Origin of the sequence: Pseudomonas sp. EA_5y_Pfl2_R50, from assembly GCF_963970475.1 — a bacterium.
Taxonomy (GTDB): domain Bacteria; phylum Pseudomonadota; class Gammaproteobacteria; order Pseudomonadales; family Pseudomonadaceae; genus Aquipseudomonas.
In genome coordinates this window covers 26,085-53,060 of record NZ_CAXAPT010000001.1, presented here as the reverse complement: position 1 = coordinate 53,060, position 26,976 = coordinate 26,085, and the positions used below count along the sequence as shown (strand labels likewise).

Sequence of the window (26,976 nt, the reverse complement as noted above, 5' to 3'; positions counted from 1 at the left end):
TGGATAACGTGCACGCAAAGGCCTTCCAGGCATCAACTGTTTCAGGCTGTTTAACCCCGCCGCGCATGCATGGTCCAAGTGTTAATATATTACCTTTTAAGTGATCCAAAGGACGTTGATGACTAATCATCAAGCTAAAGCCGAAACCCCTAGAGCAGCCGCGATTCTGGCTCGCTTCCTGTCGTCGGAGTCCGCTGGCGGTCTTGTGCTGATGGGCGCAGCACTCGCGGCACTAATCGTGGCCAACTCGCCTCTCTCGCAAAGTTATTTTGCAGCCTTGCACAGTGTCTGGTTGGGCATGTCTGTCGAGCATTGGGTCAATGATGGCTTGATGGCGATCTTCTTCCTGATGGTCGGACTCGAGATCAAGAGAGAGGTTCTGGCAGGCGGGCTCTCCACTTGGGGACAGCGCGCCTTGCCTGGATTTGGTGCCGTCGGTGGCATGGTTGTGCCTGCGCTTATTTACATCGCAATCAACTGGGGTAATTCTGAGACGTTGAAGGGGTGGGCTATTCCAGCCGCTACCGACATCGCATTCGCCTTGGGCGTCTTGTCGTTGCTGGGGAAGCGAGTCCCGACGTCGCTGAAGGTCTTCCTCGCTGCCTTGGCGATCATTGACGACCTGGGTGCTGTGGTTATCATCGCCTTTTTCTACACCACTGGTCTTTCCATGCCGATGTTGCTGGCATCGCTCGCAACCCTGGTCATTCTGATCGCAATGAATCGATTGGGCGTCAGACGATTATTCCCATATTTGCTGGTCGGTGGTGTGCTGTGGTTCTTCGTGCTGCAGTCGGGGGTGCATGCCACTCTTGCGGGTGTTGCCGTTGCACTGTGTGTCCCGATGGGCAAGCCAGAAGAGGAAGCCAGGTCTCCACTGCTCTTCCTGGAAGAGAAGCTGCACATGTGGGTAGCATTCGCTGTGGTGCCGATTTTCGGCTTCGCCAACGCGGGTGTTTCATTGGCCGGTATTTCGATGGAAAACCTAGTCGATCCGGTTCCGCTGGGTGTTGCGCTCGGCTTGTTGGTGGGCAAGCAGATTGGCATTTTCCTATTGGCAGCTCTGGCCATTCGTATGGGCTTGGCCAAACTGCCGGAAGGTAGCAATTGGGCACAGCTTTACGGCGTTGCGCTCTTGTGTGGCATAGGTTTCACCATGAGTCTGTTCATCGGAAACCTAGCTTTTGCTGGATCAGCTCACCTGATCGATGAGGTAAAAGTCGGCGTGTTGATTGGTTCGACACTGGCTGCAATCGGTGGGGGCCTGATTTTGCGACGCAGCGCTGCGCCCGCCACTGTCGCCGCCACGGTTTCTAAATAAGCGTAAGCGAGCCGGCCACGGAGTTTCTCAAAGTGATGTTACTGCTGGATGAGGGGGAGCCCATCGTCGTCAAGAGCGTATAAAAGGCATGTTTTGCAACAATCGCTAACCACCCACTCGACTTGAATATCTGAATCTTATAATCCGATAGGAAGCATCTGATAGGCTTTTCGGGCGATTAGCAACTTCAACGTACGCCTTTTGGCAATCTTTTCCTTCAAGCACACCGAGGTTCCATGCAAGCCGAGATGCAGGAGATCAGCGACCATCTTTATCGATTCGCCCCGTTTGATCAGTTGCCCAGAGAGACGGTAGATGCAATGGCACGGCGAGTTGATGTGCGTTACTTCAAGGCTGGCAGCGACATCCTGGAGGCGGGTGCAGTCATCCAGGATTTGCACTATGTGCGCAGCGGAGCAGTGGAGATTTATCGACGCAACGGTGAACTCTACAACCGGCTTGTCGAAGGCGATATCTTTGGCCAGGCAGGGCTTTTACGCAGCAACAAAGTCCGCTTTCCTGCGAGAGCACTTGAAGACAGCCTGATCTACTACATCCCCGCCGACGTCTTTGCCGATCTATGCGCACAGCATGACGCCTTTGCGGATTTCGTTGAAGCCGAAGGTCACTCCAGGCTCAAGTCTGCCGTCGAGGCACAAGGACGGTCGAGCGAACTGATCCAGCTAAAATGCCGAGCCTTGCTGTCACGCTCGTTAGTATGGGTTACGTCGGATACCACCGTTCTCGAGGCTGCAAGACTAATGACCGAACAACGCGTTGCTTGTGTCGTGGTCATGTCGCCAGCGGGACTGCAGGCAGGAGACACCCAGGGCATTGTGACCGACAGAGATCTTCGCACGCGGGTCGTCGCTGCCGGAAGGAATGCCGGCGAAACGCCCATCAGCGCCGTTATGACTACAGATCCAGTGACCATAAATGCTGATGATTCAGGCTTTGAGGCCATGCTTGTCATGCTACGCCGCAATATCCATCACCTGCCGGTTCTCAACCAGGGCCGCCCAATTGGCGTAATTAACCTGTCAGATATTATTCGGTACGAGTCCCACAGTAGCTTGTACCTGGTCAACAGAATATCTAACCAGACGTCAGTCGACGGCTTAAAGTCGCTCTTACGAGACTTACGAGGAACGTACATCCGCATGGTGCGAGATGGCGCGACCGCGCACATGATCGGCAGCGCTATCTCTGGAATCGGCAGGGCTTTCACGCAACGCCTGCTGGAGCTTGCGGAAAAAAAACTTGGCCCTCCACCAGTACCTTATTGCTTCATGGTACTGGGCTCCATGGCGCGCGATGAGCAACTGCTGATAAGCGATCAAGATAACGCCTTGGTGCTGGATGATCGATTCGATCCCTCCTCGCATGACGCATATTTTCGTAGCCTGGCATCGTTTGTGTGCGATGGCCTCGCCGCGTGTGGGTACAGCTACTGTAAGGGCGGCGTCATGGCGACGAACGATCAATGGCGCCAGCCTTTGAAGGTTTGGCGCAGCTATTTTGATCAGTGGATCGAGAAGCCAAACCCGACAACCTTACTCAACAGCTGCATCTTTTTCGATCTGGATGGAGTATTTGGTCAGCTCTCGCTGGTGCAAGAACTCAAAGTCCTGTGTGCTCAAAAATCCAGTCTACATCCCGGATTTCTCAACGCCATGGCAAGGATTGCGCTCAACCGGACACCCCCCCTGGGATTCTTTCGTACCTTTGTCGTCGAGACAGATGGGCAACAGAAGAGAATCATCAATCTCAAAGGTCGCGGTACCGCACCGCTCACTGACCTCATTCGCATCCATTCGCTAGCTTGCGGCAGTACCGCGCAGAACTCGTTTGATCGTATCGATGCAATCACTAGCGCTAATATCATGCCGCCCGAAGCGCTTAAGCACCTGCGCTATGCGCTGGAGTTTCTCTCCATGGTGCGGATCCGGCATCAGGTAGAGGCGCTCGAGCAGGGAGAAACGCCCAATAATTATGTCGAGCCTGAACGCTTCTCTAATAGCGAGCGACACAATCTCAAAGAGGCCTTCCAGGTCTTGAGTAACGGCCAGAATTTTTTGCGCTTCCGCTACCCGCCAAAGGGCCGTACCTCAAAATGAATGGATTTAAGGTGGAACCGGATTACCCTCCGAACTGGCCAGCCTTGTTTCGGGAATTGGAGCAGAAGGCGGCTAATTCTTGCTTGGGTACGTTTTATCAGGCCGGCGTCGTCTCACCACACACCCTGATTGAAAGCGTGCAATTTCTTGCGATGGATATGGAGACAACCGGGCTCAATGCCCAAGATGACAGTATTGTCAGCATTGGTTTGGTGCCGTTCACCTTAAAGCGCATCTATTGCAGCAAGGCCGCGTATTGGGTGCTAAACCCATCATCAGAACTGAGTGAAAAGTCAGTCACCTTCCACCACATTACCCACGCTGAGATTTTGAATGCTCCCTCGCTCCCTGAAGTTCTGGAGCCACTTCTGCAGGCCATGGCTGGCAAAGTGATTGTCGTCCATTACCGCAATATCGAGCGTGAGTTCCTTGATGCAGCACTGCATAGGCACCTCGGAGAAGGCCTGAGCTTTCCAGTTGTGGACACTATGCAATTGGAGGCAAGGATGCATCGGCAAAAGCAAAGTTGGATTGCCAGGCTCATGCGCCGCCCGCAGACATCCATACGATTGGCCGACAGCCGCGCGCGCTACAACCTTCCAGCCTATCAAGGGCATCATGCGTTAACCGATGCCCTCGCCACCGCTGAGCTGCTCCAAGCGCAAATAGCTACCCATTATTCACCAGCGACACCTATTGGTGCACTATGGGACTGAATGCTCTGCGCTCTGAGCGCGGTCGCTCGATATGCCTCGGATAGGAGGCTCCTGAGGAGCCTCAACAATCTGTCAGAAGATCTCCATGGTTCCAGCGGTCGCTTTCCTCACAGCCGCTAGCGGGGCTCGGACATCAGTCCCTTAACAAGGGATACGCAACCCAGCGCCAAAACGAGTGCGAAAGGCAGGCCCGTAGATACCGCCATGGCCTGCAGTGCCACCAGGCCGCCGCCCAACAACAGTGCAATGGCAATCACTCCCTCGATGACAGCCCAGAACACACGTTGCGGAACGGGCGCATCGACCTTGCCCCCTGCCGTAATAGTGTCAATGACCAAGGAGCCAGAGTCCGAAGAGGTGATAAAAAACACGATGACGAGAACAATGCCCAAGAATGAAGTAATTTCCTTGAGGGGCAGCTCTCCTAGCATGGCGAACAGCTTCAGCTCCAGCACGGCATCCTTTACGCCAACCAAGTTTTGTACTGTCGCCTGGTCAATGGCAGTCCCACCAAATGTCGTCATCCATAACACCGACACCACAGTAGGAACTAGCAACACCGAGATCAGAAACTCTCTGACCGTTCGGCCACGGCTGACGCGCGCAATGAACATCCCCACGAAGGGAGACCAGCTAATCCACCATGCCCAATAAAACGCAGTCCAGCCTTGAGTGAATTCAGCGTCCGTGCGTCCAAAAGGATTGGAAAGCGCTGGAAGGTACTCAGCATACGTCACCAGATTTTTAAAGAACCCAGTGAAGATCGCCAAGGTGGGCCCAACAACAATGATGAACACCAGCAGTAGCAATGCGAGGCCCATATTGATCTGAGATAGCATCTTGACGCCCTTGTCCAAGCCAGCGAGTACCGACCAGAGCGCAATTAAGGTGATACCAACGATTAGCACTACCTTGCTTAGATTCGTGGACTTGATACCGAAGAGGTATTCAATCCCTGCTGCTGCCTGCTCTGCTCCTATCCCTAAGGAGGTCGCCAGTCCAAATAAGGTGGCAAACACCGCCAAGATATCGATCATGTGCCCAGGCCATCCCCAGACGCGCTCGCCTAGCAATGGATAGAAGATCGACCGTATCGAGAGTGGTAAACCTTTGTTGTAAGAGAACAACGCCAGGGATAAAGCAACAATTGCGTATATCGCCCAGGGATGGAGCCCCCAGTGGAAGATAGTGGCAGCCATTGCCAAGTCGGCGGATGCCTTAGCATCGCCCGCAGCTCCCCCTAAAGGTGCCCAGTCAGTGCGCGCACCACTTGCATCGAGGGTCACACCGCCCATGGATGCCTGATAATGCGACATGGGTTCGGCCACGCCGTAGAACATCAAGCCGATGCCCATTCCCGCAGCGAAAAGCATGGAGAACCAGCCCACATAGCTATGGTCTGGTTTGGCATCTCTACCTCCCAAGCGAACCTTTCCCAGCGGGGAGAAAATTAGCGCGATACAGAGCACCACAAATATGTTCGCGATGCTCATGAACAGCCAGGCGAGATTGCCAGTTAACCAATTTCGAATAGCGCTAAACAGCGGCTCAACCTCATTCTGAAGTGCGAGCGTCATAATCACGAATAGCAAGATCGTGGCGGATGAGATGATGAAGACTTTGCCGTGAATATCGAGGGAGAACGAAAATTCGCCCTTGATATTGTCTTGCCCGATGACATAGTCGGTGTCGATTAGATTGGCAGCTCCGCTAGGAGCAGGAATGCCATCCTCACTGGTTTGATGAGGTTTTTCCGGTAGATCATCGCTAGGTGATCGGCCCATGAGAGCCTCCTTGGTTGTGGCACGCTATAACGTGCAATGGCCGTTAGCCCCGCTGTTCCTATGGTAAAAACGAGATATAAGGATCCTATCCTAACAAGCTTTCCAAACTTCTGGCTAACGCCGCTTGAATCAGCGCCACGAAAGCGCCTGTCAAAGGTGAGTGGTGAAGCCACCTTGCTCCAGCCATTTTTCCAGCAAATCCGCCTTTAGAGGTTTGGTGATCAGATACCCTTGAGCCTCTGAACAACCCCAACGAGTAATGATCTCAAGGATGCTTTCGGTCTCCACTCCTTCTGCTACGACTCTATACCCCAGGCCCTTGGCAAGCTCGATTAACGTCTTGACTAATCGTTTGTCTTTTTCGTTTGTGCTGATGTTGCTAATCAGTGACTGGTCGAGTTTTACCGTATTTATCGGAAGCTGCCGCAAGTATGTCCAGTTGCTATAGCCCGTACCAAAATCATCTACGGAAATCTCAATTCCTAGTCCGCGCACTCGTTCTAGTTGTTTGATAACGAGTTGTGGGTCTGACATGAGCATGCTTTCAGTAAATTCAAGCTCAATGCTTTCTGGGTAAAGGTCGCCGTTTTGTATGTGCTCTATTATTTTTTCAACAAACTTCGAGTTTTCAAGGTCGCTGACGGTTACGTTCATGGCTACTCTTAGCTCAATGCCTCTTGTCCTCCAGTTTTTTGCTTGGGCTACTACTGCATCAAGCACCCAAAATGTTATTGACTGCATCAATGCAGTTTTTACGGCGAGAGGGATAAATTCTGCCGGACTAATCGGGCCTAGTGTCGGATGATTCCATCGAATCAACGCTTCTACGCTTCCACACGTGAGGTTGGGCAAATTGACTTTTGGATGGAACACGAGGCTCAGTTGTTCGGTTGATCGAACTGCATCCGGGAGAGAGCTCAGCAGCGTAAACGCGCGTTGCTGGGCTGCATCCAGCTCAGCCTGATAAAGTGCCCATCCCAAGTTCCGTGCTCTCGCGTCGTCAGCTGCACCAACCACCAGACGCAGCCAATCCCTTTCTTCTGCATCGGCAATTTCCAAAACGCCTATGCCTGTCTGCATCAGTATCGGAATGCCTTGACATTCAACCGGTGTTTCAAAGCTCGAAAGAATTCTTCGGCACTGATCCTCAACAGGTTCGATAGCGTTGAGAAGAAAGCCAAAGCGAGTAGGGCTGATTTTGTACAAAAGATAATTTTTTGGTAACAAAGACAGGAGTCGAGCCTTTACGTTAAGCATCAGCAATTGTGAAAAGCTGTAGCCAAGTGCTTTCACTACATCATTCAGAAATTTTGGCGAGATAACATCTACGGCATATAGATTATGTGGTACACCGCTTGAACTCGCCTGGCGAATATCTTCCTCGAGTCGGAGCCGGTTAAATAGTCCAGTAGGCTGATCGATATAGTTGCGCGAGCGTAAGCCCATAATCCGCATAACGACCAGTTGAGCAAAATAAACGAGCATTCCTGCGTCTCGCTCGCTCATGGGGGCTCTTGGCGAGGTGTCAATTACGCATAGACTGCCCAAAGAGAACCCGTCACTTGTGAGAAGCGGTGCACTTGCGTAGTAGCGAATGAACGGGGAACCGGTTACCAAAGGGTTATCTTTGAAGCGATCATCATTATGCGCATCCAGTATCTCCACAGGCTCTCGGTCACGGAGTGTGTGGGCGCAGAACGAAACGTTCCGTGGTGTTGCGCGTTGCTCCAGACCTATTCGAGCCCTGAACCATTGTTCGTGCTTGTCAACAATCGAAATCAATGCGATCGGGGCATTGAAGTACTCCGATGTCATTGAAATCATCTTTTCGAAGACTTCGTCATCTTGGTCATTTTGCGGGCAAAGGTCCGCAACGCGTCGTAAGCGTTCAGTTTCGTAGTCAGGGATAGGAGAGTCTGCGTCCATGATTAACCTCGTAAAACACGACCTTGTGCTTAGACGTTATCAGATCACTAATAGGAGGTCATTTACCCCTTGGTCTATAAGGCCTATAGACGAAATCTCGGGGCATTGGCGGCTCTCTGTGTATACGTACTTCGACGTTCAGGTGATGTGATGGCGCGAGTTCCGTGTCTCTGGCGGAATCTTGTAGGCAGCCGCGCCTGTACCGACCTGGAAGGGACGAAGGCGAGGCTGGATTCTGCGCGTTTACTGAATGCCTGATGCGGAATTTTCCGTCGAGAATTTCGTTATGAAAAATTAAAGATTTTGCCGGTTCTTGGTTGTTACGCTCATGGCGGGATGCCATATTTTGCATTAGCGATTCATCATGTTCAGGCGGTTTAAATGGATGATCTTGAGCTTGGCAGTGATCAGGACTCGGAAATAGCCGGACAAGTTCGAACCGATCGCTTGCAGCTGTTATTCCGGCAATCCGGTACAGCTGTTCTCGGCAGTTACATGGCAGCAGTCATTCTTTGCTGGCTGTGCTGGGATCGATTTGATCACTCTGTGGTGGTCGGGTGGATAGCCATGCTGACGGCGTCCACGTTGCTACGTGTTTCAATGTTCATTGGTTATTTTCGTAGTCCCATCAGCGATCGCGCGCCATCGCGGTGGGAGCGCAGATATTGGTTCACGCTTATGTTATCCGCCGGGATATGGGGGGCTGGAGCGTTTGCGGTGATTCCGGTCGATGATCTTTTGGCTCAGGCGATGGTCATGCTCTTTACGGTCGGGATGTCTGTCAGTGCCGTGTCGTGTTACTCGGCCTACAGGAACATGACGATGGTCTCCATCGGGCTGGTTTTAATGCCGTGTTCAACGTGGCTGCTGTTTCAGCCCTCAACCTTTCAGGTCGGCATGGCCCTCGCTGTTTTTGTTTTCGCATCGTTTGTTGCCAGCGCCACACGCAAAATGTCCGAGGCTCTGGAAACAGCGTTTCGCTTGACCCGAGAACTGGAGCGTGAAAACAGGCTTTCTGCCAGAGCGGCTCGAACCGATGAACTGACCGGCCTGAAGAATCGTCGGGCATTCTTCGATGATGCACACCGGCTTTTTCGTGAATGCAAAAGCAAAGGCTCCGTGCTTTGCGCCGTAATGCTCGATATGGACCACTTCAAGCATATAAACGACTCCTACGGTCACCAGGTTGGAGATCAGGTGCTGCGCCAAGTAGGGGCGGTCATCACGGCGTCGGTCCGTGAAACCGACGTTCATGGCAGACTGGGAGGGGAGGAGTTCGCTATTTTGCTGCCTGACACCACACTGGATGTCGCGATGAGCATTGCGCAGGAACTGATCCAGGCCATTGCCAGATTGAAAGCCGAGCCGGCCGAACGAATAACGGCCAGTCTTGGCCTGGCGTCATCGGATTACACCGATGAAAGCCTCTACAGCTTGATGAACAATGCTGACAGGGCGTTATACAAAGCAAAGTCCTATGGACGCAATCAAGTGGCTGTCGCTGAATAGACTTGATACCGGCAACAGGTGGCTATTTCAAGTCTCGAGCAAATCATGGGATGTTCGAGGCGAAGCCTTCAGGCGGCCGGGGCCGGGCTTTCGATCTTCTATCGCTTTGGCGTTAATGGTCGAATCGGCTGAGAGAACGCGCAAAAAAAGGGTCGACTGGTCGACCCTTTTTTATGCATCAAACGTAAGCCTGGCGGGCAAATCCCCGTGGCAGTCGCTGGCGGCCCACCATCGCCGTCAAGCGTTGTTGCCACTCGGTGCGCCAGTTCACAGCGCTATGGGTGGTTTTCGTCTGACGGGATGCTCGGCGTGCAGCATTTCGTTGATCTTTGCGAGCCTGCTTATACGCCTCGGTATTTCGGCAACTGCGGCACTTGACTCGATTGAGTTCGCGGCTTGCCGTGAGATGTTGGCCCTTGTGACCACAGGCCAGATGTCCATCGACAGTGAAATGGATAACCATCGGACGCCTCCTTAGTGACGTGTACAGTTTTTGACTACGCACGAAACCAGGCGTTCATCTCAATGGAACGTTTTCAAAGTACCCCTGGCCGTTGCCGATGAGGATGATGCTTATCTGAACCGTGGCAGCGGCCGATCCACAGGCCTGAGCGACGACAGGGTGTTGCGGATCAGTGGCGCGTCCTTTTCGATGTCATTGAGGCGATCGCGGATGCGCAGGGCGGTCGGATGGCCACCTTGGTGATCGACCCAGTCGGCGATCTCTTTGCAAGCGGCCGCGAGGCGCGCCTGCCGGGCGTCGAGCAGGGTGAGGAGGGTGGTGATGGACTCTTTTTCGGACATGAAACACCTCCGTTTTATAAAGCCTGAGCTGCAGCAAAAAGCTCGCGGGTTGCGAGCCTTCTGCCGTTGGGGCGCTGCTTCGTCAACTGGTTTGAGTATAGACCCGCTTCTGATCGGCATTAGCCGGAGGATTGGCGGGCCGGTAATGGGGAACTCGCTTTGTTGAGGCGCTGGCATTCACGTTGCGCGTCCTCTTGGGCGTCGTAACCATCACCGATGAAGCCGCCGGTGCGTGTGTCGCAGATGCGAAACCAACCAATGGCTTCGGCGGGATCATGTTGACTCTCTCCGGCGCGTCGACCGTGAATGATGATCTTGTTGCAACGCTTCACAACGAAAATGTCTTCCATGGCGTCACCGCAGCTTATTCGTGTCAGATCAACTATAGAAGCCCGTGGCAATCGTGCAAAAAATAGACAGTTCAACTCGTCGGTCAGATCACGATGCGTCCGCCATCTCGTCCATGCGCTCAAGGAACATCGCCAGCGCTGCTTCTTCGGTGCGCAGGCCTTTGCGCGTGCGTGGGCGGGGCAGTTCGGCAAGCGCACCGAGCATGAATTTTTCCACCACCGCAGGGTGGATATAGCATTTGCGGCAGACCGCTGGCGTATTGCCCAACTGTTTGGACACCCCTTTTACCATCTCCACCACATGACGTTTGGCTTCGGTTTCCGTTTCATGGGTGAGTTCACGCAGCACCGCTAACGCCAAGGCGCTGCCGGCCCAAGTGCGGTAGTCCTTGGCGGTAAAGTCGGCGCCGGTCAGGGTCTGCAGGTAGTTGTTGACGTCTGATGAGCTGACCGTATGGCGCTCGCCATTTTCATCCAGATACTGAAACAGGTTTTGTCCGGGGATCTCCAGGCAACGTTTGATAATGCGCGCCAAGCGCCGATCCTTGACGGTGATCTGATGCTCAATGCCGCTCTTGCCGCGAAACTGGAACAGGATCGCGCTGCCATTGATCTCGACATGACGGCTGCGCAAGGTGGTGAGCCCATAGGAACGGTTGTCACGCGCATATTGGGTGTTGCCGACGCGGATCAACGTGGCATCGAGCAGGGTGATCACCGTGGCCATGACTTTGTCACGGCTGAACCCGGGGGCGGCCAATAATGTTTCCAGTTGTTTGCGCAATTTCGGCAGGGCCAGACCGAACTCGCGCAGGCGCGAGTACTTGTCGGCGTCACGCACCTCGCGCCAGCGCGGGTGGTAGCGATATTGTTTGCGTCCACGGGCGTCGCGGCCGGTGGCTTGCAGATGACCCCGCGGGTCAGGGCAGATCCACACATCGGTGTAGGCGGGCGGCACGGCAAGAGCATTGATGCGCTTGATTTCATCCGGGTCGCTGATGCGCTGACCCGACGGTTCGAAATAGGCGAATTTGCCCCGCAGTTTCTTGCGGGTGATGCCGGGCTGGATGTCATCGACGTAATGCAGGTCGGCGGGTAGTGCGGCGGTCAGCTCGGTATCGGGCATGGCGGCTTCCTTCGGTGGTGCGGCGGTCTGTAAATCGATTGACCGCGTACCGAAGCCGTCGTGCCGAATGTTTTACGCGAGGACCGCTACGGCCTTGATCTGAGCCCAGAGTTGCTGGCCCGGATGTAACCCCAGTTGATCCCGCGAGAAACGCGTGATCCGCGCCAGCAGCGGCGTGCCGTCGGCGTCGAGACGAATCAATACATGGGCACCGTTGTCTGCGATTTGCTCGCTGATCACGGTGACCGGCAGGCGGTTGAGGATGCTGCTGAACTCGCTGTTTTGCAGCGTCAGGCTGATGTCCCGCGCGTGCACTTTGCAGCGCAGCGTCTGGCCTGCCGCCATCGGTTGGTGAGTCACGCGAATGTTCAGCGCGGTGGCCGGCAGTTGCAGGCTCAACAGTTGATAATCCGGGTCATAGGCACTGACCTTTCCTTCGATGATCACGCCCGCGTCATCGCCCATCGCCATCGGCAAGTCGAGGCGAGCGAGGGTTTCGCCGATGGGGCCGCTGGCCAGAGCTTTACCGTCGCTGAGCAGTACCAGGTGATCGGCCAGTCGCGCGACTTCGTCCTGGGCGTGGCTGACGTACAGCACCGGAATATCCAGTTCGTCATGCAGGCGTTGCAGATACGGCAGAATTTCGTTTTTACGCTGGCTGTCGAGGGCCGCGAGGGGCTCGTCCATCAACAACAGTTTCGGACTGGTCAGCAAGGCCCGGGCGATACCGATCCGTTGGCGCTCACCGCCGGAGAGGTGTTGTGGGTGGCGCTCAAGCAGGTGGCCGATACCCAACAATTCCGTGGCCTGGGTCATGTCGACCCGGCGCTGGGCGCGGGCGATGCGCTTAAGGCCGAATTGCAGATTGGCCAGTACGGACAAGTGCGGAAACAGGCTGGCTTCCTGAAATACATAGCCAAGCGCGCGTTTGTGTGGCGGCACGAACACGCCGTTTTCACTGTCTTGCCAGATTTCGTCATTGATCTGCACGAAGCCTTGTCCGGCTCGTTCGAGGCCGGCGATGCAACGCAGGCAGGTGGTTTTACCGGAGCCGGAATGGCCGTACAGCGCGCAGACGCCGCGCCCCGGCAAATGCAGGTCGACATCCAGGGTGAAGCCCGGGTAAGCCAGTTTCAGACGAGCATCAATCATCAATCAGCTCCAGCCAGCGCGAGTCTTGCGGCCGGAGTACAGCGCCAGCAACACGAGGAATGAGAACACCAGCATCGCACCGGCCAGCCAATGGGCTTGCGCGTACTCCATCGCTTCAACGTGGTCGTAGATTTGTACCGAGACGACGCGGGTCTTGTCGGGAATGTTGCCGCCGATCATCAGCACCACGCCGAACTCACCGACGGTGTGGGCGAAACCGAGGATCGCCGCCGTGACAAACCCGGGGCGTGCGAGGGGCAGAATGACGCTGAAAAAGGTGTCCCACGGATTGGCGCGCAACGTCGCGGCGACCTCCAGTGGACGTGTGCCAATCGCCGAGAACGCATTTTGCAACGGCTGCACCACGAACGGCATGGAATAAATCACCGAACCGATCACCAGTCCGGTGAAGCTGAACGTCAGGGTGCCCAGCCCGAGCCATTGGGTGAACTGGCCGAGGAATCCGTGTGGGCCCATCACCAGCAACAGATAAAAACCAATGACCGTGGGCGGCAATACAAGGGGCAGGGCGACAATGGCCCCGATGGGACCGCGCAGCCAGGAGCGGCTGCGCGACAACCACATGGCAATCGGAGTGCCGATCACCAGCAGGATCGCGGTGGTCAGTGACGCCAGTTTCAGGGTCAGCCAGATCGCCGCGAAATCGGCACTCGTCAGCGACATTTAGATCTGGTATCCGTAAGACTTGATCACCGCAGCAGCTTTCGGGCCTTTGAGGTATTCAACCAGCGCCTTGGCGGCGACATTGTCTTTGCCTTTGTTCAGGATCACGGCGTCCTGTTTGATCGGGTCGTGCATGCTCGCCGGAACGATCCACGCTGAACCGCTGCTGACCTTGCCGTCCTTGTAGATCTGCGACAGGGCCACGAAGCCCAGCTCGGCGTTGCCGGTCGATACGAACTGATAGGCCTGAGTGATGTTCTGGCCTTCCACGATCCTGGCTTTGGTCGCCTCAGTCAGCTTGAGTTTTTCCAGCACCTGGGTGGCGGCCAGGCCGTAAGGCGCGGCTTTCGGGTTGGCGATGGACAGATGCTGGTATTGGTTTTTCTTCAGGACGTCGCCTTTGTCATCGACATAGCCCTCTTTGGCCGACCACAGGGCCAGGGTGCCGATGGCGTAAGTGAAGCGCGAGCCCTTGACGGTGTCGCCTTCTTTTTCGAGTTTTTCCGGGGTGCTGTCGTCAGCCGAGAGGAACACTTCGAACGGCGCGCCATTCTTGATCTGGGCGTAGAACTGGCCCGTGGCGCCATAGGCGGCGACCAGTTTGTGCCCGGTGTCTTTCTCGAAATCGGCGGCGATGGCCTGGATCGGTGCGGTAAAGTTCGCAGCTACAGCGACCTGCACTTCATCGGCCTGAGCAGTGCCAATGGTGAACACCGCCAGCAAGGAGGCCAGGCAGGTAGGGGCAAAGCGTGAGGCACGAATGGTCATGTAACAGCTCCGTTGTTGGCGGTTGCACAGGGCAGTTCATTGACAGAGGTATCTGCGCCGATGCGAGGGGGATTCGCTATATATCGAAATATATAGCGAAATGCCGCTGAACGGAAAGTGTCGATTAAAACTGTCGTCAGTGTGTCTGGGTGGGGCCACCCGTTTCACGTCAGCGGCGAACCAGTTTTTCCAAGGCGCCGTCGGCCAGCTGTCGGGTCAGTTCGGCGCTGCTGACCTCCTTGCCCAATGTAAAGGCTTGGCCGGCCCAAAGGTTGGCGAACTGCGCTTCGGCCTTCTCCCGCAAAGGCATCAGCGCACCCCCGGACAACGGAAATGCCGGCGCCTTGGCCGACATCGGACCCAGTTCACGCATCACTCGGTTGAAAATGCCACGCGCCGGCCGGCCTGTGAAAATGTTGGTGATCGCGGTCTCGCTTTCTTTCGCTGTGCGCAGTGCCTGGTGGTGGGAGGCGCTGACTTTCGCCTCCGGAGTAAACAGGTACGCAGTGCCGACCTGAACGGCCGACGCGCCCAATATCAAGGCAGCCGCAACACCGCGAGCGTCGGCAATCGCACCGGCGGCAATTACCGGCACGCGCACCGCATCGACCACTTGAGGGATCAAGGCGAATGTGCCGACCTGACTGTTCAGGTCTTCGCTGAGAAACATCCCGCGATGACCACCCGCCTCATAGCCCATTGCAATGATTGCGTCGCAGCCGTGCTGCTCCAGCCACACGGCCTCTTCCACGGTGGTCGCGGAGGAAAGGATGATTGCCCCGGTGGCCTTGACCCGATCCAGCAGGGATTTTTCCGGCAATCCGAAATGGAAGCTCACCACTTTAGGGCGAAATTCTTCCAGCACCTCGCACGCGGCGGCATCGAACGGCGCGCGGTTTGACACCGGGGTCGGCGCATCGAAGTCCACGCCTAACTCGCGGTAATACGGCTCGAGCAGACTCTTCCACTCGCGAGCGCGCGGTTCATCGACTGCGGGTGGTTGATGGCAGAAAAAATTGACGTTGAACGGTTTGTCCGTGTGTGCGCGAATCGTCTTCAACTCTTCGCGCAACTGCTCGATGCTCAGCATCGCGGCGGGCATTGATCCGAGGCCGCCGGCGTTGCACACGGCGATGACCATGGACGAGTTTGTGGCCCCGGCCATTGGCCCCTGGATGATTGGCAACTCGATACCGAGCAAATCAAGAATACGGGTGTCTGGCCACTGGCTCATGGAAGCGGTTCTCCGAACGACGAAACGGGCAGGGACGGCTGAGGCGGTTTTTTACCAGCAAAACCGCGCTCGGAGCCAGTCTGAAATTCAGAACAACCTGTGCAGTTTTTCCCATTGCTGCCGGGAAAAAGCCTGGTCGCCGGCCACGCAAAACCCCGGCGGAATGCCGCTCTAGCGCAAAGTCGAGTGTGGCAATGTGTTGCGATGTGGTATTTCAAGGCTCGTTATCTCGAAACCCATTGCGAAAGAGGCCGAAATGTTCAACGCCATACTGATCGACAAAGACGACAGCGGTTATCGCGCCAGTGTGCGCGAGATAGACGATGCGCAATTGCCTGAGGGCAACGTCACCGTGCGTGTCGCTTACAGCACGTTGAATTTCAAGGATGGTTTGGCGATCACCGGCAGCAGTCCGGTGGTGCGCAACTTTCCGATGGTGCCGGGCATTGATCTGGCGGGCACCGTCGAGGTCAGTTCGCACCCGGATTACAAGGCGGGCGATCAGGTTCTGCTCAACGGCTGGGGCGTCGGCGAGACCCATTGGGGCGGGCTGGCGCAAAAGGCGCGACTCAATGGTGACTGGCTGATTCCGTTGCCCAAAGCCTTCACGGCGGCGCAAGCGATGGCCATCGGTACGGCGGGTTACACGGCGATGCTGTGCATTCTCGCGCTGGAACGTAATGGCGTGACGCCCGATCAGGGCGAGATCCTAGTGACCGGGGCCAATGGCGGTGTCGGCAGTTTTGCCATCGCATTGCTCAACAAACTCGGCTATCAGGTGGTGGCGTCCACGGGGCGGGTGTCCGAGCACGAATACCTGAAGCAGTTGGGTGCCAGCGAAATCATCGACCGCGCGACCTTGTCCGAACCGGGTAAGCCCTTAGCCAAGGAGCGCTGGGCCGGGGTGATTGATTCGGTCGGCAGCCATACGCTGGCCAATGCCTGCGCCAGCACCCGCGCGCAAGGCACGGTCGCCGCGTGTGGCCTGGCGCAGGGCATGGATTTTCCCGCCTCGGTCGCGCCGTTCATTTTGCGCGGCGTGACATTGTTCGGGATCAATAGCGTGACTCAGCCCAAGGCCCGTCGCCTCGAAGCCTGGGATCGTCTGGCCAAGGATCTGGACTTCGCCTTGCTGGCCTTGATCAGTCACGAAATCGCTTTGGGCGATGCCATCGACTCGGCGCCCAGGTTGCTTGCCGGACAGCTTCGCGGCCGGGTCGTGGTTGACGTCAATCGCTGACCAAGTGGCTGCTCGCGCGGTGTTGGTGTCTGCGAGCCGATCCTTTCTGGAAGACAATCCGCAGAACCAGCGCCGCTACGCGACTGACTTCGAAGCCGTGGCGGTTCCCATCGGCGTGCATCAGGGCCGGGTTTCGCGCTCAAGCAACAGACGTTTGCGTTCGACGCCCCAGCGATAGCCTGAAAGGTTGCCATCGCTGCGCACCACGCGGTGGCAGGGAATCGCCACGGCCAAACGGTTCGCTCCACACGCCTGAGCCACTGCACGCATTGAGGTCGGTGCGTCGATACGCTGAGCGATTTCTGCGTAACTGGCGGTGCTGCCTGGCGGAATTTCTCGCAGTGCTTGCCACACGCGTTCCTGGAATGCGGTCCCGCGCACGTCCAGTGGCAAGTCGAGGCCAAGGGCCGGGTATTCGATAAACCCCACGACTTTGGCGATCAGTTGCTCGAAATCGGCATCGGCACCAATCAGGTGGGCTTTGCGAAATTGATCCTGCAGGTCACATACCAGTTGATGGGGATCGTCGCCGAGCAGAATGGCACACACCCCGCGCTCACTTTGCGCCACCAGGATCGCGCCAAGGGAGCATTGGCCGACAGCGAAGCGTATGTCGTTGTTCTGTCCGGCCGCACGGTAGTCGCCGGGTTTCATGCCCAGCAGTTGATCGGCTGATTCGTAGAAACGGCTGTTGGAGTTGAAACCGGCGTCATACAGCGCATCGGTCACCGATCCGCCACTTGCGAGGCGTTCGCGAACCTTGCGCGAACGATGGGCCGTGGCGTAGCCCTTGGGTGTCAATCCGGTCACGGCTTTGAATACTCGATGAAAATGAAACGGGCTCAGGCCGGCTGTTTCTGCCAGTTCATTGAGTGCCGGCAGTTCCTCGGCCGATTCGATGTGGCGGCAGGCGATGGCGACGGCCGAGGCGTGCTGCGCTGCCACTTCACTCTGATCCTTGCTGGCCCGCTTGCTGGGCCGATAGCCGGCTGCTTCGGCCTGCTCGGCGGAGTCGAAAAACTCCACGTTCTGCGGCTTGGGCAGGCGTGCAAGGCTGCTCGGTCGGCAATAGATGCCGGTGGTTTTCACCGCGTAGACAAACTGCCCATCCGCGCGCGAGTCACGAGCCACCACGGCAGCCCAGCGTGGATCGTTTTCGATGGAGGTGTCCGGGAGCGTTTTCATGAGCGGTAATCCGTTGGCCTGTTTCACTCAGGTTAACCAGCCTGAAAAGGCTGAACACTCCGGGCCTTGCGGTCAAACTCTGGCAAATTATCCGGCGACGCGAAAGGTCAGGTTGATCCGTTGTTCGCCGAGACGCGGATGATGGCCGGGTTTGATCGGCAGCACACCATGAAAGCGCAAACGGTCAACGCCGCCCCAGACCACCATGTCGCCATGCAGCAGTGGAATGCGCTGGCTCTTGTCGCTGCGGGAAAACCCACCGAAGAGAAACATTGCCGGTAGTCCCAAGGACAGCGAAACGATGGGCGCGGTGTAGGCTTTTTCGTCTTTGTCCTGATGCAATGACATCTTCGCACCCGGGACATATCGGTTGATCAGGCAGGAATCAGCACTGAAACTCGCAAATCCTCCACGTTCGGCGGCCGAGGAGGCGAGGTCGGCAAACACCTTGGGCATCTCTGGCCAGGGCAGTCCCGTGAGCGGATCGACACTTGAGTAGCGATAGCCTTGGCGATCCGTGATCCAGCCGAGCGCGCCGCAACTGCTGGTGCCCACCGACATGCTGAAGCCGCCTGGGGTGACCATGTGGCGCAAGGGGGCCGCTGCGAGGATCTGCTCCAGCGCTGGAAGGAGTTGCTCGACCCGAGGCAGGGCAAAACCGCGCAGCCGCCACGACTGCTCGCCGATTTGTTCAGCGTATGGCTGTTGTTCGGGTTCGTGGTCGGCGAACAGGTCGAAAGTCGTGGGCATGGGGGTCATGTTGCGTCGTGAAAGATGATGCCTAGGGTATGCCGTTTTCCACTGTGCAGGCGACTGACGCCGTGCCGCAGGGTCACTCGGTAGTCGCCGCGTGTGCCTTTTACCGGCCGTTGACTGACGGCGAATATCACCGCGTCGCCTTTTCTCAGGTCCAGTACCAACGGGCGGGTTTGCATACGCGGACGCTGTTCGGTCAGGACGAATTCACCGCCGCTGAAGTCTTGCCCCGGTTCTGACAGAAGAATCGCGACTTGCAGCGGAAATACCGATTCTCCGTACAGATCCTGGTGTAGACAGTTGTAGTCCTGCGGGCCGTATTGCAATAAGAGAGGAGTAGGGCGCAATTGCCCGGCCGCATGGCAGTGCCGGAGAAACTCGCTGTGCGTTGGTGGGAAGCGCGTCGGCAAGCCCATGCGCTTGTACCAATGGTTCGCCACGGGCACCAGGTGTGGATACAGTGCGGTACGCAAACGCTCGACCACTGTGGGCAGCGGATAGTTGAAGTACTTGTATTCGCCGCGACCGAAACCGTGACGGGCCATGATGACCTGTGAACGAAACGGTTCGGTCTGCGGATACAGCGCACACAGGCGCTCGCAGCTTGCGGCAGGCAACAGTGAACGGATGATCGCACAGCCGTCCTGATCGAGTTGCTGTTCAAGGCTCGCCCAGTCGAGCGTCGCCAGCCGGAAGGGTGACATCGACATGCAGACTCCTTGACTCATGGTCGAGGCGGTCAGTCTAGGCTGGACGTCGTATCAGAACACTCCGCTGCTTGCGCTCGAATTCCCCGCCTTCTTAAAGTGGTTTGCTGACCACGATGTCGCTGATGGTATCTTGCTGGTCATGAAGCCTGGCCAATTCGGCCTTGGCTTCTTCTTCGGTGCCGTTTACCAGTTGGGCGAACTCGAAGCGGCGTTCGCCGTTGAGTTTGTACTTGATGACGTACTTGGTCGTTTGAGCCACGGTCATGCTTACCTTTTGGAGTGGGCGGGCCGTCTCAGCTGAGCTTGGTGCTGGAGCGGCGGATGATCTTGATCGAATGGGTCAGTGTCGGTTTGCGAGTCACGCTGATTGCCCGACGGTTGACGGTGTCGATGGTGATGTTCCAGAAACCGGTGCTTGGCGCTGTGATACGCGCTGGAAAGGTGTCGAATGCGCCACCGTGGTAGGTATGGCGGCCGCCGTTCTTGAAGCTGCGGAAGTTGGCGTCGTTCATCAGACGGATGTTGCACATTTGCGAGCATTGGATGACGACGATGTCGTCTTCGTTGAGGTGCTCGCGCTGGTGAATAAATTTCATGGGCGCCTCCAGAAGGCCTTTTTCTACAAAATCAAAACGATAGCTTGTCGATTGGCGCAGTTTATCAGCCCGCACGGGTTATTATCTGGCCGTCGGGCGTTGGTTTGACAATTTTGAACGGATATTCGCGATTGGATGCGGGTTAAATGCAAAAGGCCCCGGAGAAAAACGGCATTTGTGCTGTCGGACGGTCTTTAACGGAGATTTTGTATGAAGTGGGGTGTGGCGTGCGTGCCGTTGGTATTGGCTTTGGGCGGTTGTGCGAATGTTTCCGAAATCAATGAAACATTGCCGACCATGAGCGTGATCTCCGGCAAGAAGCCCCATGAGTATGCCCAGTGTCTCGCCGAGAAACTGGCTGATAGCCGTGGCGCATTGCAGGTGCAGCCATACAAGGACGGGGTTCGGGTGATCGTGCCCGGGAAGCTGTCCTCGGGCCCCGCCGCCGTATTTGATATCGAAGACCGTTCGGGCGGCAGCAGCATCAAGCTGCATGAACGGATGTCCAATGTGCCGGTGCGGCCTCGCGATGTGCGTAACGCCGCCAATGCGTGTATTTCCGGCTGATAGACTGTTGTCATCAGCATCGTGCCGTCACAGTGAAGCTGTGGCGGCATTTTTATTTCTGGAGTCGCGATGAAGCGAGAGCAAGTACGGGAGCGCCACGCAGAGGGCCTGATTTCTGCCACCCATGTGATCCAGAACCCGGCGAATCCGGGCGAATGGATCGTGTTTTTCAAGAAGAGCGCCGGGCGCAGCTATTTCCTGGTCGACGATAACGACGAAGTCGAGTCTTTCGGCCGTCTCGACGACCTTATCGAGGTGGTGCGTGGCCTCGGGATCAAGTTTGCCGAGATCCACATGTAAGGCCTATTTGCAGACCACCACTACGCTGCGGGTCTTATAGTTGCCGACATCGACGCCCAGGGTCATGTCGCTTTCCTTGGGCTGTGGCGTGCCGTCGGTGCCGACGATGCGATAACCGGTGCCGGCGCAGGAAGCGTCAGCCTTCTCGTAGCAGGAGGCCCAGGAATTGGCTTCGCCGGAGCAATCGATGCTCAGCCCCTGCTCACCGTTGTTCAGGTAAGTGGGCTTGGAAGTGGCACAGCCAGTCAATACCAATACCGCAAAGAGGGGCAGCAATCTGTTCATGTTCATGGTGAGAAAGTCTTCAGCGAGGGTGAGTAGACGCTCTGACAGCGCCGACATGAAAAGGTTATAGCGATTGGCCACTTGTTTGTACGCGGGTACAAAAAAGCCCTGCGCTATGGCAGGGCTCGGCAACGCTGGCGGCAGATCAGTCCTGATCTTTGCCACGGCGCTTCGACGATGCAGGGGTGTCGGTGAACACGGACGCCACGTCAGTCGCCATTTGTTCGCTGTCGAAAGGACCGGCGATGTGTTCGCCGTTGGTGGTGGTCAGCGTCCACTTGCCGTCTTTCTTGTCGATCACATACCCATTGACGATTTTTACCGCAGCCATCTGTCTGTCTCGTTCGGTGGTTCAAAGCCGTCATGATACCGGCAAATGCTCGCATTGGGGGGCGATGAGCGTATGGTGGTGCAGTTTGTCAGCGCCTTTGAGCTACGCTGATTTTGCGGCCCGGGAGCGTCGATGGAACTATCGGCGAGAATATTTCTCTATGTTGACATCGGTTGGCCAGTGCGGGGCATTGTAAGGTGCACGCCGCCTGATTAGACTGCGCCGAAACTCGTACACACAGCCTTTTCAAGGACTTATATGATCAAGAAATGCTTGTTCCCAGCAGCCGGTTACGGTACTCGCTTCCTGCCAGCGACTAAAGCCATGCCTAAAGAAATGCTGCCGGTGGTAAACAAGCCACTGATCCAGTACGGCGTTGAAGAAGCTCTGGACGCTGGCCTGACGGAAATCTCCATCGTCACCGGTCGTGGCAAGCGTGCTCTGGAAGACCACTTCGACATCAGCTACGAGCTGGAAAACCAGATCAAAGGCACCGACAAGGAGAAATACCTGGTCGGCATCCGCAAGCTGCTGGACGAGTGCTCGTTCTCTTACACCCGTCAGACCGAAATGAAAGGCTTGGGTCACGCAATCCTGACCGGTCGCCCGCTGATTGGTGATGAGCCGTTCGCCGTGGTACTGGCGGATGACTTGTGTGTAAACCTTGAAGGCGACGGCGTACTGACCCAGATGGTCAAGCTGTACAAGCAGTTCCGCTGCTCGATCATCGCCATCCAGGAGGTCGACCCGCAGGAAACCAGCAAGTACGGCGTGATCGCTGGCGAGATGATCCGCGATGACATCTACCGCGTACACAGCATGGTCGAGAAGCCAAAGCCGGAAGACGCACCGTCGAACCTGGCGATCATCGGTCGTTACATCCTGACCCCGGACATCTTCGATCTGATCGAGCAGACCGAGCCAGGCAAGGGCGGCGAAATCCAGATCACCGACGCCCTGATGAAACAAGCCCAGAACGGCTGCGTCATGGCGTACAAGTTCAAAGGCAAGCGTTTCGACTGCGGTGGCGCTGAAGGCTACATCGAAGCGACCAACTTCTGCTTCGAGAACTTCTACAAGACGGGCAAGGCTTATTAAGAGCGCTTGATTGGTTTGTAGGAAAAACCCGCTTCGGCGGGTTTTTTCATTTTGCGCCCCCATATGATAGCCAGGGCTTGCCCAATGGGTGACTGCAGGTATGCTGATCCCCTGCCGAGGAGATAGAAATGGCCTACGATTTTGACCTTTATGTGATTGGTGCCGGTTCCGGCGGTGTGCGCGCTGCGCGTTTTGCTGCCGGGTTTGGCGCGAAAGTGGCGGTGGCGGAAAGCCGATATCTGGGTGGGACCTGCGTCAATGTCGGCTGTGTTCCGAAAAAGTTGCTGGTCTACGGTGCGCATTTCGCTGAAGACTTTGAGCAGGCGTCCGGTTTTGGCTGGAACCTGGGGGAGGCGGATTTCGATTGGGCGACGCTGATCGCCAACAAGGATCGCGAGATCAACCGCCTCAACGGCATCTATCGCAACTTGCTGGTCAACAGCGGCGTGACCCTGCATGAAGCGCACGCCAAGATTGTTGGCCCCCATGAAGTTGAAGTGAATGGTGAGCGCTTCAGCGCAAAAAACATTCTGATCGCCACGGGTGGCTGGCCGCAGATTCCGGAAATTCCGGGGCGCGAACATGCCATTGGTTCGAATGAGGCTTTCTTCCTCAAAGAACTGCCAAAGCGTGTGCTGGTGGTCGGTGGCGGTTATATCGCGGTCGAGTTCGCCGGGATCTTCCATGGCCTCGGCGCAAGCACCACGCTGCTGTATCGCGGCGATCTGTTCCTGCGCGGTTTCGACGGTTCGGTGCGCAAGCATCTGCAGGAAGAGCTGACCAAGCGTGGCCTCGATCTGCAATTCAATGCCGACATCGCGCGTATCGACAAACAGGCGGATGGCAGTTTGAAGGCCACGCTCAAGGATGGTCGTGAACTGGAAGCGGATTGCATTTTCTATGCAACCGGGCGTCGTCCGATGCTGGACAATCTCGGGCTGGAAAACACCGATGTGCAGCTCACCGACAAAGGCTTTATCAAGGTTGACGAGCAGTACCAGACCAGCGAGCCATCTATTCTGGCGCTGGGCGATGTCATTGGTCGTGTGCAATTGACGCCGGTGGCATTGGCGGAAGGCATGGCGGTGGCGCGACGTTTGTTCAAGCCGGAGCAATACCGTCCAGTGGATTACAAAATGATCCCGACGGCGGTGTTCAGCCTGCCGAACATCGGCACCGTCGGCTTGACCGAAGAAGAGGCGCGCGAGGCCGGCCACGACGTGGTGGTGTTCGAAAGCCGTTTCCGGCCAATGAAGTTGACCCTGACTGATTGCCAGGAAAAAACCCTGATGAAGCTGGTGGTCGACGGTAAGACTGACAAGGTCCTCGGCTGCCACATGGTCGGCCCTGACGCCGGCGAAATCGTGCAGGGCCTGGCGATTGCGCTGAAGGCCGGCGCAACCAAGCGTGACTTCGACGACACCATCGGAGTGCACCCGACGGCGGCCGAAGAATTTGTCACCATGCGCACGCCGGTTGGCGCCTAAGCATCCTTGCCTTTGTTTGCGTCTGGCGCTGCCGCAACGGTAGCTGCCAGGCGCAAGCTTTCCTCCAGGCTCGCCTGAGCTTTGCCTAATTCCTTTTCCAGTACCTGATTGAGCTGCGTCTGCTCCTCGACGTTTTGTTTGAGCGCCTGGCTTTCCAGTGTGGCCACACGCAGGCGCTCCTGGAGGAGGGTGCGCTCGCTGTCGACGCGGGTGGCTTGCTCCAGGAGTTGATCCTGACGCTGATTGCTCTGCTTGAGCTGATCTTGTATCAGGCTCAACTCACGTTGAGTGCCACGGTTTTCCGTGAGCAGGCGTTCGTTGTCGCGATGCAGTTGGGTGATTTCATCCTGGCGAACCATTGCACTTTGCTGAGCCTGACGCAGTTCAGCCTGAATTTGCTGAATCTGGCTTTCGTGACGGGTTTGTTCCTGTTCGCGCTGCTCTTTGGTGGCATTACGGTAGTGCTCAAGCGCGTCGCGGGCGTGCAGGTGTTTTTCTTCCAGCGAGCGAATCTGCTCGTCCTTGTCTTTCAGGCGTAATTCAAAGTCTGCCAGTGCCTGATTCAGGCCGGCGTTGCGGGTTTGTTCGGTTTGCAGCATCGAGCGTGTGCTGTTTAGCGTTTCGGACTCACGTTCAAGTGCGGCGCCTTGAATATCGTGCTCATGTTCGAGCTTTTCCAAGGCTTGCCGGGTCTGCTTCAGCTCTGTTTCAAGCGCTTTACGCTGTTCCTCGAACTGTTCACGTGCCTGTTCGATGGGTTCTTGCGCCTGTTCTTTCAAGCGCTGGGCGAGGCGCGACACCAGTGCCGTCAGCTCGTCATCAATCGGCTCTGCCGAGGCCTCAATGAGCGGGGCGCCGTCATCCAGTTCTTTGAGGTAGCGATGGATCGTGGTTTTCGAGCCGGTGTTACCCATTTCAATGCGTACTGCATCAATGCTCGGGTGTTCGCCACGGGCGAGGATCGCTGTGCGTGCGATCTGCACCAGTGCTTTGGTAATGCCGCCACGGGCCATGTGAACTCCTACGGTTACGTACTGTGGTACATGCCACTAAAGTACGCAGTGTACCATCTCAAAAATAAAGTTAAATCTTTGATATTTAAGATGCGGGATATTCTGGTATTACCCCGTGTCAGGCGGCAAAATGCCTCTCCATACCCTTTAATCAGTACGCCAGCGAGAAGAACAGCCCATGAGCGATCTGGATCGCTACCTGCAAGCCGCCACCCGCGACAACACGCGCCGCAGTTATCGCGCGGCCATCGAGCATTTCGAAGTGAAGTGGGGCGGGTTCTTGCCAGCCACGGCCGACAGCGTCGCGCGCTACCTGGTGGCGCACGCCCAAGAGCTGTCGATCAATACACTCAAGCTGCGTCTGTCGGCGCTGGCGCAGTGGCACAACAGTCAAGGATTCGCCGATCCGACCAAGGCGCCGGTCGTGCGCAAGGTCTTCAAAGGGATTCGTGCATTGCACCCGGCACAGGAGAAACAAGCCGAACCGTTGCAACTGCAGGATCTGCAGCGAGTAGTCGACTGGCTGGAGCAAGAGGTGCAAGACGCGAAAGAGCAGCAGGATCGCCCCTTACTGCTCAAGGCTTATCGTGATCGTGCCTTGATTCTGCTGGGCTTCTGGCGCGGCTTCCGCAGTGACGAGTTGTGCCGCCTGCAAATCGAGCACGTGCAGGCGCATGCCGGCAAAGGCATCACTCTGTACTTGCCGCGCAGCAAAGGTGACCGCGAGAACCTCGGTCAGACCTATCACGCGCCTGCACTGCTGAAACTGTGTCCGGTGCAGGCCTACATCGACTGGATCACCGAAGCGGCGCTGGTGCGTGGCCCGGTTTTGCGCAGTATCGACCGCTGGGGCAATCTGAGCGAGGAGGGGCTGCATGCCAACAGCATCATTCCTCTGCTGCGCCAGGCGTTGCAGCGCGCCGGCATCGCCGCCGAAAACTACACCAGCCATTCGCTGCGTCGAGGCTTCGCCACGTGGGCGCATCAAAGTGGCTGGGATCTGAAATCGTTGATGAGTTATGTCGGATGGAAAGATATGAAGTCTGCGATGCGCTATGTTGAAGCCAGCCCGTTCCACGGGATGGCTCGGATTACGGAAAAACCGGCTTCGTCGTAGAGATCGTTTTCTTCTATTAATACAGTCAGCTAATAGCGAAAACAAATCAGCAGCATCAGGTTTGCCAATGAGCCATCCGTCGAGTGAGTGGGTAGGATTCACCCATCAACTTCATAACCCCTGACGGAGAGTCATCGATGCCTATCATCAACAGCCAAGTAAAACCGTTCAAAGCGACCGCATTCAAAAACGGCGACTTCGTTCAAGTCTCGGACGCTGACCTGAAAGGCAAGTGGTCGGTCGTGTTCTTCTACCCAGCCGACTTCACCTTCGTTTGCCCAACCGAGCTGGAAGACCTGGCTGACAACTACGCTGCCTTCCAGAAACTGGGCGTAGAGATCTACAGCGTTTCCACCGACACCCACTTTGCCCACGCTGCCTGGCACAACACTTCGCCAGCCATCGGCAAAATCGAATACACCATGATCGGCGATCCAACCCACGTCATCTCCCGCAACTTCGACGTACTGATCGAAGAAGCTGGTCTGGCTGACCGTGGCACCTTCGTGATCAACCCTGAAGGCCAGATCAAAATCGTTGAACTGAACGATGGCGGCGTTGGCCGTGATGCTTCTGAACTGCTGCGCAAGATCAAGGCTGCTCAGTACGTTGCTGCTCACCCAGGCGAAGTTTGCCCAGCCAAGTGGAAAGAAGGCGAGGCCACTCTGGCACCGTCCCTGGACCTGGTCGGCAAGATCTAAGTCTGTGACACGCTACTCAGGGCGGGACTCCGCACCTACTTAAGTAAGCTGCACCGCCCAATAAAAACGCCCGGGCGAGATTCACTCGGGCGTTTTTTT

The 26,976-nt window shown here is 56.5% G+C and carries 29 protein-coding genes; 11 read left to right on the top strand and 18 right to left on the bottom strand.

The features are described 5' to 3' along the window. Window positions 1-118: 118 nt before the first annotated feature. The 3 genes from nhaA to AACY19_RS00235 all read left to right on the top strand — a co-directional run bounded on the left by nhaA (window position 119) and on the right by AACY19_RS00235 (window position 4,154). The gene (nhaA, locus tag AACY19_RS00245; RefSeq protein WP_339446797.1) at window positions 119-1,321 is read left to right on the top strand and encodes a Na+/H+ antiporter NhaA; all 1,203 of its coding nucleotides are present in this window, start codon (window positions 119-121) and stop codon (window positions 1,319-1,321) included. A 236-nt stretch (window positions 1,322-1,557) separates the two neighbouring features. Further along, the gene (locus AACY19_RS00240; protein ID WP_160049731.1) at window positions 1,558-3,438 is read left to right on the top strand and encodes a DUF294 nucleotidyltransferase-like domain-containing protein; all 1,881 of its coding nucleotides are present in this window, start codon (window positions 1,558-1,560) and stop codon (window positions 3,436-3,438) included. Between the two features lie 11 nt (window positions 3,439-3,449). Further along, on the top strand, window positions 3,450-4,154 hold the full coding sequence (locus AACY19_RS00235; RefSeq protein WP_339446793.1) for a 3'-5' exonuclease: 705 nt from the start codon (window positions 3,450-3,452) through the stop codon (window positions 4,152-4,154). A 116-nt stretch (window positions 4,155-4,270) separates the two neighbouring features. Here AACY19_RS00235 and AACY19_RS00230 read toward each other — a convergent pair whose 3' ends face one another. Together AACY19_RS00230 and AACY19_RS00225 are read right to left on the bottom strand one after the other, a co-directional pair. Continuing rightward, the gene (locus AACY19_RS00230; protein ID WP_339446791.1) at window positions 4,271-5,938 is read right to left on the bottom strand and encodes a BCCT family transporter; all 1,668 of its coding nucleotides are present in this window, start codon (window positions 5,936-5,938) and stop codon (window positions 4,271-4,273) included. Window positions 5,939-6,088: 150 nt separating this feature from the next. Next, the gene (locus tag AACY19_RS00225) at window positions 6,089-7,864 is read right to left on the bottom strand and encodes a sensor domain-containing phosphodiesterase (RefSeq protein ID WP_339446789.1); all 1,776 of its coding nucleotides are present in this window, start codon (window positions 7,862-7,864) and stop codon (window positions 6,089-6,091) included. A gap of 381 nt (window positions 7,865-8,245) precedes the next feature. Here AACY19_RS00225 and AACY19_RS00220 point away from each other — a divergent pair, with 381 nt between their 5' ends. Then, a complete protein-coding gene (locus tag AACY19_RS00220; protein WP_339446787.1) occupies window positions 8,246-9,373 on the top strand; it encodes a GGDEF domain-containing protein in 1,128 nt (375 codons plus the stop codon). Window positions 9,374-9,551: 178 nt separating this feature from the next. On the opposite strand, the gene AACY19_RS00215 is transcribed toward AACY19_RS00220, so the two are convergent. The 8 genes from AACY19_RS00215 to AACY19_RS00180 form a co-directional block, all read right to left on the bottom strand. Then, window positions 9,552-9,836 (bottom strand): hypothetical protein, encoded by a 285-nt coding sequence (locus AACY19_RS00215; protein ID WP_339446785.1) that lies wholly within the window; start codon window positions 9,834-9,836, stop codon window positions 9,552-9,554. Between the two features lie 110 nt (window positions 9,837-9,946). Then, complete coding sequence (locus AACY19_RS00210) at window positions 9,947-10,177, bottom strand: hypothetical protein (protein WP_339446783.1); 231 nt, start codon at window positions 10,175-10,177, stop codon at window positions 9,947-9,949. Window positions 10,178-10,296: 119 nt separating this feature from the next. Beyond that, window positions 10,297-10,527 carry a hypothetical protein gene (locus tag AACY19_RS00205; RefSeq protein WP_339446781.1) on the bottom strand — a complete coding sequence of 77 codons (231 nt, stop codon included), beginning with the start codon at window positions 10,525-10,527 and terminating at the stop codon, window positions 10,297-10,299. A gap of 88 nt (window positions 10,528-10,615) precedes the next feature. Next, entirely contained in the window at window positions 10,616-11,653 is a 1,038-nt protein-coding gene (locus AACY19_RS00200) for a DNA topoisomerase IB (protein ID WP_339446779.1), read from the bottom strand. Window positions 11,654-11,725: 72 nt separating this feature from the next. Then, window positions 11,726-12,805, bottom strand: coding sequence for a molybdenum ABC transporter ATP-binding protein (modC, locus tag AACY19_RS00195; protein WP_339446777.1), 1,080 nt, complete (start codon window positions 12,803-12,805; stop codon window positions 11,726-11,728). A gap of 3 nt (window positions 12,806-12,808) precedes the next feature. Then, window positions 12,809-13,489 carry a molybdate ABC transporter permease subunit gene (modB, locus tag AACY19_RS00190; RefSeq protein ID WP_339446775.1) on the bottom strand — a complete coding sequence of 227 codons (681 nt, stop codon included), beginning with the start codon at window positions 13,487-13,489 and terminating at the stop codon, window positions 12,809-12,811. After that, the gene (gene modA, locus AACY19_RS00185) at window positions 13,490-14,257 is read right to left on the bottom strand and encodes a molybdate ABC transporter substrate-binding protein (RefSeq protein ID WP_339446773.1); all 768 of its coding nucleotides are present in this window, start codon (window positions 14,255-14,257) and stop codon (window positions 13,490-13,492) included. A 169-nt stretch (window positions 14,258-14,426) separates the two neighbouring features. Further along, complete coding sequence (locus AACY19_RS00180; protein ID WP_339446771.1) at window positions 14,427-15,491, bottom strand: NAD(P)H-dependent flavin oxidoreductase; 1,065 nt, start codon at window positions 15,489-15,491, stop codon at window positions 14,427-14,429. A gap of 256 nt (window positions 15,492-15,747) precedes the next feature. Here AACY19_RS00180 and acuI point away from each other — a divergent pair, with 256 nt between their 5' ends. Next, window positions 15,748-16,731 carry an acrylyl-CoA reductase (NADPH) gene (gene acuI / locus AACY19_RS00175; protein ID WP_339446769.1) on the top strand — a complete coding sequence of 328 codons (984 nt, stop codon included), beginning with the start codon at window positions 15,748-15,750 and terminating at the stop codon, window positions 16,729-16,731. Window positions 16,732-16,851: 120 nt separating this feature from the next. Here acuI and ada read toward each other — a convergent pair whose 3' ends face one another. From ada to AACY19_RS00150, 5 genes are all read right to left on the bottom strand, one after another. Then, entirely contained in the window at window positions 16,852-17,916 is a 1,065-nt protein-coding gene (gene ada / locus AACY19_RS00170) for a bifunctional DNA-binding transcriptional regulator/O6-methylguanine-DNA methyltransferase Ada (protein WP_339446768.1), read from the bottom strand. A gap of 87 nt (window positions 17,917-18,003) precedes the next feature. Then, window positions 18,004-18,675: a DNA oxidative demethylase AlkB gene (alkB, locus tag AACY19_RS00165; protein ID WP_339446767.1), complete on the bottom strand. Its 672-nt coding sequence runs from the start codon at window positions 18,673-18,675 to the stop codon at window positions 18,004-18,006. Further along, window positions 18,672-19,382: a 2OG-Fe(II) oxygenase gene (locus AACY19_RS00160; protein ID WP_339446766.1), complete on the bottom strand. Its 711-nt coding sequence runs from the start codon at window positions 19,380-19,382 to the stop codon at window positions 18,672-18,674. Before AACY19_RS00160 ends, alkB begins: the two co-directional genes overlap by 4 nt. A 91-nt stretch (window positions 19,383-19,473) precedes the next feature. Further along, window positions 19,474-19,647, bottom strand: a complete 174-nt coding sequence (locus AACY19_RS00155) for a hypothetical protein (protein ID WP_339446764.1) — start codon at window positions 19,645-19,647, stop codon at window positions 19,474-19,476. 28 nt (window positions 19,648-19,675) lie between these two features. Continuing rightward, window positions 19,676-19,978, bottom strand: coding sequence for a DUF1883 domain-containing protein (locus tag AACY19_RS00150; protein WP_007912251.1), 303 nt, complete (start codon window positions 19,976-19,978; stop codon window positions 19,676-19,678). A gap of 210 nt (window positions 19,979-20,188) precedes the next feature. Between AACY19_RS00150 and AACY19_RS00145 the strand changes: the two genes are divergently transcribed. Next, on the top strand, window positions 20,189-20,545 hold the full coding sequence (locus AACY19_RS00145; RefSeq protein WP_339446762.1) for a hypothetical protein: 357 nt from the start codon (window positions 20,189-20,191) through the stop codon (window positions 20,543-20,545). A gap of 69 nt (window positions 20,546-20,614) precedes the next feature. Next, entirely contained in the window at window positions 20,615-20,845 is a 231-nt protein-coding gene (locus tag AACY19_RS00140; protein ID WP_064390226.1) for a hypothetical protein, read from the top strand. Window positions 20,846-20,848: 3 nt separating this feature from the next. On the opposite strand, the gene AACY19_RS00135 is transcribed toward AACY19_RS00140, so the two are convergent. Further along, entirely contained in the window at window positions 20,849-21,130 is a 282-nt protein-coding gene (locus AACY19_RS00135; RefSeq protein WP_339447856.1) for a hypothetical protein, read from the bottom strand. A 145-nt stretch (window positions 21,131-21,275) separates the two neighbouring features. Then, a complete protein-coding gene (locus AACY19_RS00130; protein WP_129394027.1) occupies window positions 21,276-21,461 on the bottom strand; it encodes a hypothetical protein in 186 nt (61 codons plus the stop codon). Between the two features lie 258 nt (window positions 21,462-21,719). On the opposite strand from AACY19_RS00130, the gene galU reads away from it, so the two are divergent. Both galU and gorA read left to right on the top strand, forming a co-directional pair. Further along, window positions 21,720-22,559 (top strand): UTP--glucose-1-phosphate uridylyltransferase GalU, encoded by an 840-nt coding sequence (gene galU, locus AACY19_RS00125; RefSeq protein WP_007912230.1) that lies wholly within the window; start codon window positions 21,720-21,722, stop codon window positions 22,557-22,559. 128 nt (window positions 22,560-22,687) lie between these two features. Further along, window positions 22,688-24,046 carry a glutathione-disulfide reductase gene (gene gorA / locus AACY19_RS00120; RefSeq protein ID WP_339446754.1) on the top strand — a complete coding sequence of 453 codons (1,359 nt, stop codon included), beginning with the start codon at window positions 22,688-22,690 and terminating at the stop codon, window positions 24,044-24,046. On the opposite strand, the gene AACY19_RS00115 is transcribed toward gorA, so the two are convergent. Next, on the bottom strand, window positions 24,043-25,059 hold the full coding sequence (locus tag AACY19_RS00115) for a DNA-binding protein (protein WP_339446753.1): 1,017 nt from the start codon (window positions 25,057-25,059) through the stop codon (window positions 24,043-24,045). The genes gorA and AACY19_RS00115 overlap by 4 nt on opposite strands. A 178-nt stretch (window positions 25,060-25,237) precedes the next feature. On the opposite strand from AACY19_RS00115, the gene AACY19_RS00110 reads away from it, so the two are divergent. Both AACY19_RS00110 and ahpC read left to right on the top strand, forming a co-directional pair. Then, on the top strand, window positions 25,238-26,176 hold the full coding sequence (locus AACY19_RS00110; protein ID WP_339446751.1) for a site-specific integrase: 939 nt from the start codon (window positions 25,238-25,240) through the stop codon (window positions 26,174-26,176). A 137-nt stretch (window positions 26,177-26,313) separates the two neighbouring features. Then, window positions 26,314-26,877, top strand: a complete 564-nt coding sequence (gene ahpC, locus AACY19_RS00105) for an alkyl hydroperoxide reductase subunit C (RefSeq protein WP_003224621.1) — start codon at window positions 26,314-26,316, stop codon at window positions 26,875-26,877. Window positions 26,878-26,976 lie beyond the last annotated feature (99 nt).

What these genes read in the sequence shown, in the direction of transcription:
- AACY19_RS00225 (WP_339446789.1), bottom strand. Translation starts at nt 7,864, where the DNA reads ATGGACGCAGACTCTCCTATCCCTGACTACGAAACTGAACGCTTACGA.
- AACY19_RS00180 (WP_339446771.1), bottom strand. Translation starts at nt 15,491, where the DNA reads ATGAGCCAGTGGCCAGACACCCGTATTCTTGATTTGCTCGGTATCGAG.
- AACY19_RS00200 (WP_339446779.1), bottom strand. Translation starts at nt 11,653, where the DNA reads ATGCCCGATACCGAGCTGACCGCCGCACTACCCGCCGACCTGCATTAC.
- modC (WP_339446777.1), bottom strand. Translation starts at nt 12,805, where the DNA reads ATGATTGATGCTCGTCTGAAACTGGCTTACCCGGGCTTCACCCTGGAT.
- ahpC (WP_003224621.1), top strand. Translation starts at nt 26,314, where the DNA reads ATGCCTATCATCAACAGCCAAGTAAAACCGTTCAAAGCGACCGCATTC.
- AACY19_RS00220 (WP_339446787.1), top strand. Translation starts at nt 8,246, where the DNA reads ATGGATGATCTTGAGCTTGGCAGTGATCAGGACTCGGAAATAGCCGGA.
- modB (WP_339446775.1), bottom strand. Translation starts at nt 13,489, where the DNA reads ATGTCGCTGACGAGTGCCGATTTCGCGGCGATCTGGCTGACCCTGAAA.
- acuI (WP_339446769.1), top strand. Translation starts at nt 15,748, where the DNA reads ATGTTCAACGCCATACTGATCGACAAAGACGACAGCGGTTATCGCGCC.
- AACY19_RS00230 (WP_339446791.1), bottom strand. Translation starts at nt 5,938, where the DNA reads ATGGGCCGATCACCTAGCGATGATCTACCGGAAAAACCTCATCAAACC.
- AACY19_RS00150 (WP_007912251.1), bottom strand. Translation starts at nt 19,978, where the DNA reads ATGAAATTTATTCACCAGCGCGAGCACCTCAACGAAGACGACATCGTC.
- AACY19_RS00135 (WP_339447856.1), bottom strand. Translation starts at nt 21,130, where the DNA reads ATGAACAGATTGCTGCCCCTCTTTGCGGTATTGGTATTGACTGGCTGT.
- galU (WP_007912230.1), top strand. Translation starts at nt 21,720, where the DNA reads ATGATCAAGAAATGCTTGTTCCCAGCAGCCGGTTACGGTACTCGCTTC.
- AACY19_RS00240 (WP_160049731.1), top strand. Translation starts at nt 1,558, where the DNA reads ATGCAAGCCGAGATGCAGGAGATCAGCGACCATCTTTATCGATTCGCC.
- AACY19_RS00210 (WP_339446783.1), bottom strand. Translation starts at nt 10,177, where the DNA reads ATGTCCGAAAAAGAGTCCATCACCACCCTCCTCACCCTGCTCGACGCC.
- AACY19_RS00205 (WP_339446781.1), bottom strand. Translation starts at nt 10,527, where the DNA reads ATGGAAGACATTTTCGTTGTGAAGCGTTGCAACAAGATCATCATTCAC.
- ada (WP_339446768.1), bottom strand. Translation starts at nt 17,916, where the DNA reads ATGAAAACGCTCCCGGACACCTCCATCGAAAACGATCCACGCTGGGCT.
- gorA (WP_339446754.1), top strand. Translation starts at nt 22,688, where the DNA reads ATGGCCTACGATTTTGACCTTTATGTGATTGGTGCCGGTTCCGGCGGT.
- AACY19_RS00130 (WP_129394027.1), bottom strand. Translation starts at nt 21,461, where the DNA reads ATGGCTGCGGTAAAAATCGTCAATGGGTATGTGATCGACAAGAAAGAC.
- AACY19_RS00215 (WP_339446785.1), bottom strand. Translation starts at nt 9,836, where the DNA reads ATGGTTATCCATTTCACTGTCGATGGACATCTGGCCTGTGGTCACAAG.
- AACY19_RS00110 (WP_339446751.1), top strand. Translation starts at nt 25,238, where the DNA reads ATGAGCGATCTGGATCGCTACCTGCAAGCCGCCACCCGCGACAACACG.
- modA (WP_339446773.1), bottom strand. Translation starts at nt 14,257, where the DNA reads ATGACCATTCGTGCCTCACGCTTTGCCCCTACCTGCCTGGCCTCCTTG.
- AACY19_RS00140 (WP_064390226.1), top strand. Translation starts at nt 20,615, where the DNA reads ATGAAGCGAGAGCAAGTACGGGAGCGCCACGCAGAGGGCCTGATTTCT.
- AACY19_RS00160 (WP_339446766.1), bottom strand. Translation starts at nt 19,382, where the DNA reads ATGTCGATGTCACCCTTCCGGCTGGCGACGCTCGACTGGGCGAGCCTT.
- AACY19_RS00145 (WP_339446762.1), top strand. Translation starts at nt 20,189, where the DNA reads ATGAAGTGGGGTGTGGCGTGCGTGCCGTTGGTATTGGCTTTGGGCGGT.
- AACY19_RS00155 (WP_339446764.1), bottom strand. Translation starts at nt 19,647, where the DNA reads ATGACCGTGGCTCAAACGACCAAGTACGTCATCAAGTACAAACTCAAC.
- alkB (WP_339446767.1), bottom strand. Translation starts at nt 18,675, where the DNA reads ATGACCCCCATGCCCACGACTTTCGACCTGTTCGCCGACCACGAACCC.
- nhaA (WP_339446797.1), top strand. Translation starts at nt 119, where the DNA reads ATGACTAATCATCAAGCTAAAGCCGAAACCCCTAGAGCAGCCGCGATT.
- AACY19_RS00115 (WP_339446753.1), bottom strand. Translation starts at nt 25,059, where the DNA reads ATGGCCCGTGGCGGCATTACCAAAGCACTGGTGCAGATCGCACGCACA.